The organism is Nakamurella sp., assembly GCF_048594475.1.
Classification (GTDB): Bacteria; Actinomycetota; Actinomycetes; order Mycobacteriales; family Nakamurellaceae; genus Nakamurella.
Window position 1 is genome coordinate 1 of the sequence record NZ_JBMDXT010000487.1, and the last position, 10,821, is coordinate 10,821.

Sequence of the window (10,821 nt, forward strand, 5' to 3'; positions counted from 1 at the left end):
CCGGCGGCCACGATCTCCCGGGTCGCGGCGACGCCGTCGCCACCCGGCATCCGCAGGTCCATCAGCACCAGGTCCGGCCGGAGCGCCCGCGCCGCCGCGACCCCGTCCGGGCCGCTGGCGGCCTGGCCGACGACCTCGACGTCGGGGTAGGCCGCCAGCATGCCGCGGATTCCCTCGCGCACCAGCGGGTGGTCGTCGACCAGCAGCAGCCGGATCATGCCGCCGGTCCGAGCGGGATGAGGGCCGTCACCGACGTGCCGGAACCCGGGACCGAGCGCACGTCCAGATCGCCCCCGGCCTCGGCGACCCGGGACCGCATCCCGGCCAGGCCGAAGCCGGCGACCGTCCTGCCCGGGATGAAACCGGCGCCGTCGTCCCGCACACCGATCTCGACCGAATCGCCCGCGTAGGACAGCTGCACCTCGACGGACCGGGCGTTGGCGTGCTTGCGCACATTGGCCAGGCTCTCCTGCACCACCCGCAGCGCCACCACTTCGGCCGCGGGCCCGGCCGCCCGCACCTGACCCTCGATCACCACGCGGGCCGGCAGGTCCGTCTCCTCGCGGAAGTGCGCGACGATCCGGTCGACCGCCTCGGGCAGGCTGGCCCCGTCGAGCCGAGCCGGGGTCAGGGCGCGGATGATCCGCCGGGACTCGGCCAGATTCTCGGCGGCCGTGCGGGTGATCATCTCCAGGTGCCGCCCGGCGGCCGCCGGGTCGCTGTCCAGCTCGGTGCGGGCCGCGTGGCCCAGGGTCAGGATCGAGGTGAATCCCTGCGCGAGGGTGTCGTGCATGTCGCGGGCGATCCGGGTGCGTTCCTGTTCGGCGCCGCGAGCGGCGGACAGTGCGCTGACCTGGGCCTCGCGCTCGCGCAGCTGGTCGATCAGCCGCAGCCGCTCGGCGCTGCGATCCGCGATGGTCACCACCCGGCTCCCGAAGAACAGGGAGAAGGTGACCACGAACAACGAAAGGCCGACCTGCTGCACGGCGTCGCGGACCGTGGTCGGTTCGAGCACCAGGGTGGTGCCGGCCCAGAGGGCGTTCAGCACGACGATGACCGCGGCGGCCCGGCCGAAGGTGAAGAGCAGGAACAGTTCCGGGGTGAGCGCGAACAGCGACATGGCGCTCCACGGGTTGAGCACGACGGCGACCCCGAAGGCCGCCGTCGCCACCACCGCAAAGATCCAGGCCCGCCGGCTGTCGCCGCGCAGGGGGGCCCTGCCGGGCCGGGCGCCGAGCAGGTAGCCGAGCTGGGTCCCGACGACGAGGGCGATGGCTGCGGCGGTGCGCGGCCATTGGCCCTGGGCGTTGGCCAGCATGATGGCGACGGTGCCCGCGGTCGCCAGCGTGTAGAACACCAGCCAGCCGTGGACGTCGTCGCCCAGCTCGGTGCCGCTGTCCTGCGCCATGGGATCGACCGTAACCGGGGTCAGGCCGCGAGCGTCCGGGCGGGCGGGTCCTCGTCGGCGAAGGTCGCCGACACCTGACCCCTCGGGTACGCCAGCCCGACCAGCCCGACCACGGCCATCGCGATCGCACAGCCCACGAACGCCCAGGACACCGCGTCCGCATAGCCCTGCCGGACCGCCGTCACGAACTGCTCCTGGATCGCCGATGGCAGCTGCGAGAGCCCGGAATGAGTGCCGCCGGCGGTCCCGCTGATCTGCGCGACCACCGACTCGGCGGTCCCGGCCGGGGCGCCGAGCGCGGTGAAGGCGTCCGCCAACCGGGTGGTCAGCGCCGTGGTCACCACCGTGGTGAAGATGGCCAGGCCCAGCGCGCCGCCGAAGTTGCGCATGGTCTGCGAGATGGCCGTCACCTCACCGTAGGAGGCGCCGATGGCCCGGTTGACCGCATCGGTGGACGCGGCACTGAGCATGAAGCCGATCCCGGCGCCGGCCATCACGATCGGCCAGGTCTGCGGGTTGACGAAGGTGCCGGCGTCCGCCGGGATCCGGGTCACCTCGACGGCCAACCAGGCGAAGCCGGCGGTGCCGATCAGGCCACCGAGCACCAGGACGCTGCGGGCCCCGACCCGGTCGAAGCGGCGGGAACCGACCTGGGCGGCGAGGACGAAGCCGATGAAGAACTTGAGGAACAGAAGGCCGGTGTCCAGCGCGCTGAGGTCCAGCGAGACCTGCCCGTACACGCTGAGGAAGAAGAAGGTCGACACGAAGGCGATCGAGGCGAAGAGGCAGGCGAGCACCGAGAGCGAGAACCCGCGCGAGGCGAAGACGCCCAGCGTCACCAGCGGCTGGGCCGAGCGCCGCTCGATCAGCACGAACACCGCGACCAGGCCGGCACCGACCACGATGCCGCCGAGCACCCACGGGCTGGTCCAGCCCCAGGCGCCGGCCTGCTGGAGGCCGAACACGATCAGGCCGAGGCCACCGGCGATCACCGCGGCGCCGGCGAGGTCGATCGACTCACGACGGCGGGCGTTCGGCGTCGCGGCCACCGCGACGATCGCGAACGACACGACGGCCAGCGGGAGGTTGATCCAGAAGATGCTGCGCCAGGTCCAGTGCGCCAGCAGGCCGCCGGCGATCGGGCCGATGGCCGTCATCGCGCCGGTGATGCCGAAGAACGTCGCCATCGCCCGGGCCCGGCCTTCGCGCGAGAAGCCCTGCACGACCAGGCCGATCGCGGCCGGGAACATGATGGCCCCGGCGACGCCCTGCAGGGCGCGGGATCCGATCAGCCAGGCCCCGGCCAGGTCGCCGGTCGGGGCCAGGCTGCACAGCAGCGAGGTCAGGCCGAACCCGGCGATGCCGATCAGGGCCATCCGCTTGTGCCCGAACACGTCCGCGAGCCGGCCGCCGAGCAGGAAGAACGCGGCAGTGGCGATGAGGTAGACGTTCACCGCCCACTGCATCGCATCGTGGCTGAGGCCGAGGTCGGACTCGATCGTCGGGCCGGACAGCGCGACGATCGTCTGGTCGATCGTCGTCATCGAGACCGCGACGATCAGCCCGGCCAGGGCGAGCCGGCCGGGGGCCCGGGTGGTGGCGGACATGGGTGCTCCTGGTGAAGGGTGGGGGTCGGGTGGTCACCGGTCCGGGACCGCTCGTCCCGAACGGCTCCCACTGTCCGTCCGGACCCCGCCCCGGCGGGACGACCGTCCGGTCCGACCCGATGTCCTCCGATCGGACGACACGGCCGCCCGGCTCGGCACCGCCGGTGGTGGGCCGGCCGGTGGCCGCGGGACGGTCGGCCGCCCCGGCGCCCCGGGCGGCGGCGCCAACCGCACCCGGACGGCCAGGCCGGCCGCGCCGACGACGGCCATCGCGCCCAGGGCCGTCGCCGCGCCGATGGGTTCACCCAGCAGGAGCGCGGCCCACCCGATGCTCAGGACGGGCTGCACGAGCTGGACCTGGCTGACCCGGGCCATCGGGCCGACGGCCAGCCCGCGGTACCACGCGAAGAACCCCAGGAACATGCTGACGACGGCCAGGTATCCGAACGCCGCCCACTGCGCCGGCGTCCCGGCCGGTGGCTGCCGGACGATCGACAGCGTCATCAGCCCGGCCATCAGCGGGGCGGCCAGCACCAGCGCCCAGGAGACGGTCGGCCATGACCCGAGTTCCCGCGCCAGCAGGCCGCCCTCGGCGTACCCGACCGCGGCGGCGAGCACCGCTGCGAACAGCAGCAGGTCGGCCGGATGCAGCCGGGCGGGCCCGTCGTTCGACAGGCCGGCGAAGGCGATGGCGGCGACGGCACCGAGGCCGGCGAAGACCCAGAACCGAGCGGCGGGGCGTTCCTGGCCGCGCAGGACCGCCATGACCGCGGTCGCCGCCGGCAGCAGTCCGATCACCACCGCGCCGTGCGCGGCCGGGACCATGGTCAGCGCGAACGACGTCAGGAGCGGGAACCCGGCGACGACGCCGCCGGCCACCACGGCCAGCCGGGCCCACTGCCGGCCGGTCGGGGGTCGCTGCCGGGTGACGGCCAGGGCGACGCCGGCCAGCACGGCGGCGACGACCGCCCGCCCCGCTCCGATGAACAACGGCGACATCCCGCCGACCGCGATCCGGGTGAAGGGCACGGTGAAGGAGAAGGCCACCACGCCCACCAGACCCCAGACGACCCCGACCCGGCCCGGTAACACGACGGTCGGTGACCCGATAGCGCTATCATGCCTTGTCATGGATGACGATAGCAGTTCCCGTATCGTGCGGGAATTGCGGCGATGGATCGAGACCGCCCCGGCCGGTGCCCGGCTGCCGTCCAACCGGGCGCTGATGGCCCGGCACGGAGCCGGTCCGGTGACCGTGCAGAAGGCGATGCGGCAGCTGATCGGGTTGGGTCTGGTGGAGAGCCGGCCCGGCGTCGGCACCTTCGTCCGGTCGATCCGCGGCCCACGGGTGGCGGACTACGGCTGGCAGACGGCGGCCCTGGGCGCTCCGCACCGGCGGCTCGCGCTGTCGTCCACCCAGCGCACCGTCGCGCCGGACGCGATCGGCCTGCACTCGGGCTATCCGGCCCGCGACCTGCTGCCGGAGCGGCTGGTCCGGGCCGCGCTCGCCCGGGCCGCGCGGTCCGAGGCGGCGATGACCCGGACGCCGGCCGCGGGACACCCGGAACTGCAGGCCTGGTTCGCCGCCGAACTCGCCGCCGCCGCCCCGGCCGGCGTCACTGCCGCGGCGCCGCGCGACGCCCTGGTCGTCGCCGGCAGCCCGAGCGGCCTGAGCTCGATCTTCCGCGCCGTGGTCGGCCCCGGTCGACCGCTGCTCATCGAGTCGCCGACCTACTGGGGGGCGATCCTGGCCGCCGAGCAGGCGGCGGTCGAGCTGGTGCCGATTCCCAGCGGGCCGGCCGGTCCGGACCCGGAGGAGCTGGACCGGGCGCTGGCCCGGACCGGGTCCCGGGCGTTCTACGCGCAGCCGACGTTCGCCAATCCGGACGGCGCGCAGTGGCCGGCCGCGCTCGGGCCGGCCGTGCTGGACGTGGTGCGCCGGCGCGGCGCCTTTCTGGTCGAGGACGACTGGGCGCACGACCTGGCCATCGACGCCGACCCGCACCCCGTCGCCGCCCTGGACGACGACGGTCACGTCATCTACCTGCGCTCGCTGACCAAGAGCGTCTCGCCCGCGGTCCGGGTGGCGGCCGTCATCGCCCGCGGGCCGGCCCGCGAGCGCATCCTGGCCGACCGGGCCGCGGAGTCGATGTACGTCAGCGGCGTGCTGCAGGCGGCGGCGCTGGACGTCGTCACCCAGCCCGGTTGGCGCGGACACCTGCGGGCGCTGCGACCGCAGCTGCGCGCCCGTCGCGACCTGCTGGGGCAGAGCCTGGACCGGCACGCCCCGGCCGCCCGGGTGGAGCACCGACCGCTCGGTGGGCTGAACCTGTGGGTGCGGCTGCCGGAGGGCACCGATGTCGAGGGCGTCGTCCGGGACTGCCAGACGCACGGGCTGATCGTGGCCGCCGGCACCGAGTGGTTCCCGGCCGAACCGGCCGGCCCGTTCATCCGGCTGAACTACGCCGGGGAACACCCCGACCGGTTCGACGAGGCCGCGCGCATCCTCGGCCGGGTGCTCGACGACGCCGGCCGGTCCGGCGGGGGATAGGCCGGGGGCGGGCCCGGGACCGGCCGGGGACGTGGCCGCGACGGGTGGTGGACGTGTCCGGGACGGGTCCGGCGAGCGCGCCGGACGATCGCGGGTCGGGTCCCGGGTCGGTCTCGGGCACGGGGGTCGCGACGTATCGTGGGACCGTGCCGAAGTGGACGTCGCCCGACGCCGGTGACGTGACACCGGCCGAGCCGATCGAGCAGACCCCGAATCCGGAACCGGCCGGACCGCGCCGCGATCCGTGGTCGGTGACCGCGGTGACCCTCGCCGCCGTCCTCATCGCCGGGTGCGTCGCGGCCGCCCTCGCCGCGATCGTGCCGGCGCGGGTGGACATCCCGGGCCTGCCGTCGGCCGGCCGGTTCACCGAACTCGCCCTCCCCGTGGTGAAGGCGGTGGTCGACCTCGCCGCGGCGATGACGGTCGGCTGGCTGCTCGCGGCCGCCTGGCTGGCCCCGGCCCAACGCAACGGATTCCTGGACGTCGGCGGGTACCGGGCGATCAAGGCGGCGTCCCTCTCGGCGACGGTGTGGGCGGCCGGCTCGCTGAGCCTGATCCCGCTGATCCTGTCGGACAGCCTCGGCCGGCCCGTCGACCAGTCGCTGTCCGCGGACATGGTCATCAGCGGGATCTCCATTCTCAACAGCGTCCGGGCGGCCCTGATCGCCGGCCTCGCCGCGCTGCTGATCGCCATCCTGGCCCGGGCCGTGCTGCACCCGGGCTGGGCGGCCGTGCTGCTGGTGGTGGCCCTCGCGGCCCTCGTCCCGCAGGCCGATTCCGGACACTCGGCGTCCGCGGGCAGTCACGACATCGCGGTCGACAGCATGATCTACCACCTCGTCGGCATCAGCCTGTGGGTCGGCGGGCTGATCGCCTTCCTCGGTCTGGCCCGGCAGCGGGTCGACCACCTGGACGTCGTGGCCCGGCGCTACTCGGGGATCGCCCTGATCGCGTTCGTCGTGGTCGCGGCCTCGGGCCTGGGCAACGCCTGGCTGCGGATCACTTACGTGTCCGACCTGTGGACCTCGGTGTACGGGCGACTGGTCCTGCTCAAGGCCGCGCTGCTCATCGCGTTGGGCGTCATCGGCGCCGTGCACCGGCGGCGCACCCTGCCGGCGATCGCCCGGGGTGAGCGCCGGCCGCTGATCCGGCTGGCCGTGGTCGAGGTGCTCATCATGGCCGCGACCGTCGGGGTGGCCTCCGCACTGGCCCGGACGGCCACCCCGCCGCCGTCCGGCGTCGCGCCGGGCAATCTCGAGCTGGCGTTGGGGTACCCGTTGGACGGCCCGCCGACGCTCGGCGCGCTGCTGTTCGACTGGCGGTTCGACTGGCTGCTGGGCACCGCGGCGATCGCCGGTGCCGTGGTCTACCTGATCGGGGTGCGCCGGGTGCGGCGGCAGGGCATCCACTGGCCGCCGGGCCGGACCGCGGCCTGGCTGGTCGGCTGCGCGATGGTGCTGGTGGCCACGTCCTCCGGGCTGGCCCGCTACGCGGTCGCGCAGTTCTCCCTGCACATGATCGAGCACATGATCCTGGGCATGATCGCGCCGATTCTGCTGGTCCTCGGCGGGCCGGTGACGCTGGCGCTGCGCGCGCTGCCGGCGGCCGGCCGCGACGGCGTGCCGGGGCTGCGCGAGGGCATCGTCTCGGTGATGCACAGCCGGTTCATGCGGTTCATCACCCACCCGATCATCGTGTTCGTGCTGTTCGTGACGTCGTTCTACTCGCTGTACTTCACCTCGCTGTTCGAGGTGATGATCACCTCGCACGTGGGTCACGTCTGGATGGGCATCCACTTCCTGACGGTCGGGTACCTCTACTACTGGGTGATCATCGGGGTCGACCCGGCCCCGCGGCAGCTGCCGCCGTTCGTCAAGCTGGCCATGCTGCTGGGCGCCCTGCCGTTTCACGCGTTCTTCGGCCTGGCCCTGATGAACACGCACAGCGCGATGGCGGCGGACTACTTCGGCGGGCTGGGCCTGCCCTGGGTGACCGACCTGGTCGGCGACGAACGGCTGGGCGGGGCGATCGCCTGGGGCGCCACCGAGCTGCCGAGGATCATCGTGCTGATCGCGCTGCTGGCCCAGTGGGCCCGCAGCGACGAGCGGGAGGCCCGGCGCTCGGACCGGGCGGGCAACCGCGGCGCCGACGAGGAACTCGACGCCTACAACCGGATGCTGGCCCAGCTGGCCGAACGGGACGGCCGCCGGCCGGGCGCCGACACCGACGCCCCGTGACGGTGCTCGCCCGGGGACGACGGGCCCCGTGACGATCGAGGTCCGGCCGGAGGAGCCGGCGGACGCCGTCGCGGTGCAGCAGGTGATCGCCGCCGCCTTCCCGGCCGCCGACGGCACCCCGACCGGAACGGCGGTCGAGGTCGGGCTGAACGACGCGCTGCGTCGCCATCCGGCCTGGATTCCCCGGCTGAGCCTGGTGGCGGTGCGGGACGGCCGGGTGGTCGGCCAGCTCACCAGCAGCTACGGAACGCTCACCGACCCGGCCGGGGGCCGGCGGCCGGTGCCCGGCATCGGCCCGGTCGCGGTGGCTCCCGCCGAGCAGGGCACGGGGGTGGGGACCGCGCTGCTGACGGCAGTGATCGAGCGGGCCCGGCGGTCGGGGGAGCCGGCCCTGGTGCTGCTCGGCGATCCGGTGTTCTACGGCCGGTTCGGCTTCCGCCCGGCGGCGGCGGCCGGGATCACCCCGCCCGACCCGGCCTGGGGTGAGCACTTCCAGGCGCTGGTGCTGACCGACGGTCCGTCCCCGGCCGGGGCGTTCCGGTACGCCGCGCCGTTCGACGACCTCTCCAGACCCGCCGGGCCCGCCGGTGCCGGCCGGTGGCCGACGAGGCCTGCCGGCGCGCCCGCGCCCGACGGTGTGGCGGGCAGCGCTGGCGCGGGTGGGTCCGGCGACTGACCCCGCCGTTGGTCCCCATGTCCGGATTCCGTCCACATCCGGAGCGGGCCCGTCGCGGCGGGGCCGGCCGGCTGGCAGCGTCGTGATCGACCGCCGGGGACATCCGGCCCGATCACGACGAGGGGCGCCACATGAGTCATGCCGCATCGATCACGCTGGTGGGGCGGGTCGGTACCAACCCGCAGCTGTCCTCCGGAGCCACCGGTGACCGGGTCACCTTCCGGGTGGTGGCCACCGAACGGCGGTTCGACCGCCTGGCCCAGGACTGGGTCGACGGGGACGAGTTCGGGGTGAGCGTCCTGTGCTGGCGGGGACTGGCCACGGCCGTCCTCGGTGTCGTGCGCAAGGGCGACCCGGTGGTGGTGACCGGCCGGATCTCCACCCGCCGCTTCGCCGATCAGCAGGGCGTCACGCAGTTCTTCACCGAGGTCAAGGCGGACACGATCGGCCTGGACGTCGGCAAGGTCGGCACCCGGATCGCCCGGAAACAGCCCGACGGGTTCGGCGACGGGGCGCGGGACACCGGCCCCGGCGCGGCGGACGGTGCTCCGGCGGCGGGCGAGGCCGGGCCGGGGAACGGCTCCGCGGGTGTCGAGCCGGGTGCGGTCGACCTCCCGCCGGAACCGGACCTCGACGACGACCCCTGGGGCCTGGCCGACACCGGGCCCGACCGGTCGGGGGAGCTCGTCGGCAGCGGCTGAGCCGGTGGTATCGCCCGGGACCGGAGGCGGGGCCGTCAGCCGGCCCCTGGCCCGCCGGACTGGTCGAACAGGCCCGTCGTGGACAGGTCGGAGACCGTGCTCTCCAGCTCGTCCATGTGCCGCCGGGCGATGGCCAGCAGCCGCCCCCGGTCGCGGGCCAGGAAGGCCTCGAGCATCTCCCGGTGCTCGCCGTGCAGATCGTCGCGGTCCCGCTGCCGGATGTGAGCCATCGGCTGGATGGGCTCGGTGATGTTCCAGACGAGCTCGATCATGTGGATCAGCCGGGGCATCCGGCACGGGGCGGTGAGCGCTTCGTGGAAGCGGCGGCTCTCCCGCTGGTAGGCCCGGTAGTCCTGGTCGCGCATCGCCCGGTCGAGCAGGTCGAGCGCCTCGACGGCCGTCGTGTCGTCGTCGGGGCCGGCCGAGTCGACCGCTGCGGACAGGGCGGCGATCTCCAGCACGCCGCGGACGATGTACAGCTCGCGGAACTCCTGCGGGGTCAGCCGGGCGACGGTGTACCCGGCCCGGGGCTGGTGATCGACCAGCCCCTCGCCGATCAGCGTCTTGAGCGATTCGCGGATAGGAATCCGACTGACGCCGAACACGTCGGCGACCTCGTCCACCGGCACCGGGGTGCCGGGGGCGACGTCGCCGGAGAGGATGGCCCGGCGCAGCTCGGTCAGGATCGCCTGCTGGCCCAGGCCGGCCCGCTCGGCGCGCAGGATGCCCATCAGGGACGACGGCTCCGGCGCGCGCCGGGCCGGGTCGGGAACGTTCGCCGCGGCTTGGACCATCCGGTCATTGTCGCCCCCCGCCGGGGGCGGATTCACCCTCCGACGGTGAATCGGGCGAGCAGGCCGGAGTAATCCTTGGCCGGCGGGGGCGCGTACTCGGACCGGGTGCTGGTGGCCAGGCCCTGGGCGACCAGCGACTCGATGGTCTTGGTGGCCGCGGCGACGCCGTCGACCACGGGCACGCCGACCTGCTCGGCGATGGAGCGGCACAGGTCGGCCATGCCGGCGCAACCCAGCACGATGACGTCCGCGCCGTCGTCCTCGACCGCCCGCTTGCACTCCTGGGTGATGGTCTCGCGGGCGTTGGACCCGGGGATCTCCAGGTCCAGCACCGGGATCTCGCACGCCCGGACGTTCCGGCAGAAGCCGGTCATGCCGTAGCGGTGGGCCAGCTCCCAGGCCCGGCCGGTGGTCCGGCCCAGCGTCGTGACGACGCTGAAGCCGCGCCCGAGGAAGGAGGCGGTGTGCATGGCGGCCTCGGCGATGCCGACGACCGGGCCGCGGGCCAGCTCGCGGGCGGCGTCCAGGCCCGGGTCGCCGAAACAGGCGACGACGTGGCCGGCCGCCCCGGCCGCCTCGCCCGCCGCGATCTGCTCCAGCAGACCGGGGACGGCCAGCGCCTCGTCGTAGTGGCTCTCGATCGAGGCCGGCCCCATGGTCGGGTTCGCGGCCCGGACGGTGGTGCCGGCGGCGGCCACGGCCCGGGCGGCGGCGCCGATCTTCTCGGTCATCGACTCGGTGGTGTTCGGGTTGATCACGTTGATGAGCACGGCTGGTCCTCGGGATCGGAAGCGGAACGGATTGGATGGGTCGGATGTGGTCGGCGGACCGAACGACCCGGGTGGAC

Annotated in this window: 9 protein-coding genes and 1 pseudogene; 4 read left to right on the forward strand and 6 right to left on the reverse strand. The window is 74.3% G+C overall.

The features are described 5' to 3' along the window. The 4 genes and pseudogenes from ACOJUF_RS22140 to ACOJUF_RS22155 all read right to left on the reverse strand — a co-directional run. A partial coding sequence (locus ACOJUF_RS22140) for a response regulator transcription factor (RefSeq protein ID WP_420123977.1) occupies positions 1 to 218 on the reverse strand: 218 nt, incomplete at its 3' end. Further along, positions 215 to 1,408, reverse strand: a complete 1,194-nt coding sequence (locus tag ACOJUF_RS22145) for a sensor histidine kinase (protein ID WP_420123978.1) — start codon at positions 1,406 to 1,408, stop codon at positions 215 to 217. The genes ACOJUF_RS22140 and ACOJUF_RS22145, both read right to left, overlap by 4 nt. Before the next feature lie 20 nt (positions 1,409 to 1,428). Then, complete coding sequence (locus ACOJUF_RS22150) at positions 1,429 to 3,015, reverse strand: MFS transporter (protein WP_420123979.1); 1,587 nt, start codon at positions 3,013 to 3,015, stop codon at positions 1,429 to 1,431. Between the two features lie 216 nt (positions 3,016 to 3,231). Further along, positions 3,232 to 4,146 (reverse strand): annotated as a pseudogene (locus ACOJUF_RS22155) (DMT family transporter); the annotation flags it as partial. Here ACOJUF_RS22155 and ACOJUF_RS22160 point away from each other — a divergent pair. From ACOJUF_RS22160 to ACOJUF_RS22175, 4 genes are all read left to right on the forward strand, one after another. Continuing rightward, positions 4,145 to 5,566 carry a PLP-dependent aminotransferase family protein gene (locus ACOJUF_RS22160; protein ID WP_420123980.1) on the forward strand — a complete coding sequence of 474 codons (1,422 nt, stop codon included), beginning with the start codon at positions 4,145 to 4,147 and terminating at the stop codon, positions 5,564 to 5,566. The pseudogene ACOJUF_RS22155 and the gene ACOJUF_RS22160 sit on opposite strands and share 2 nt — an antisense overlap. Positions 5,567 to 5,712: 146 nt before the next feature. After that, complete coding sequence (locus ACOJUF_RS22165) at positions 5,713 to 7,803, forward strand: cytochrome c oxidase assembly protein (RefSeq protein ID WP_420123981.1); 2,091 nt, start codon at positions 5,713 to 5,715, stop codon at positions 7,801 to 7,803. A 28-nt stretch (positions 7,804 to 7,831) separates the two neighbouring features. Further along, on the forward strand, positions 7,832 to 8,479 hold the full coding sequence (locus tag ACOJUF_RS22170) for a GNAT family N-acetyltransferase (RefSeq protein WP_420123982.1): 648 nt from the start codon (positions 7,832 to 7,834) through the stop codon (positions 8,477 to 8,479). Positions 8,480 to 8,610: 131 nt separating this feature from the next. Next, a complete protein-coding gene (locus ACOJUF_RS22175) occupies positions 8,611 to 9,180 on the forward strand; it encodes a single-stranded DNA-binding protein (protein ID WP_420123983.1) in 570 nt (189 codons plus the stop codon). Between the two features lie 35 nt (positions 9,181 to 9,215). Here the strand turns inward: ACOJUF_RS22175 and ACOJUF_RS22180 are convergent, their stop codons facing one another. Beyond that, positions 9,216 to 9,974, reverse strand: a complete 759-nt coding sequence (locus tag ACOJUF_RS22180; protein ID WP_420123984.1) for a GntR family transcriptional regulator — start codon at positions 9,972 to 9,974, stop codon at positions 9,216 to 9,218. 32 nt (positions 9,975 to 10,006) lie between these two features. Then, positions 10,007 to 10,744 carry an aspartate/glutamate racemase family protein gene (locus ACOJUF_RS22185; protein ID WP_420123985.1) on the reverse strand — a complete coding sequence of 246 codons (738 nt, stop codon included), beginning with the start codon at positions 10,742 to 10,744 and terminating at the stop codon, positions 10,007 to 10,009. Positions 10,745 to 10,821 lie beyond the last annotated feature (77 nt).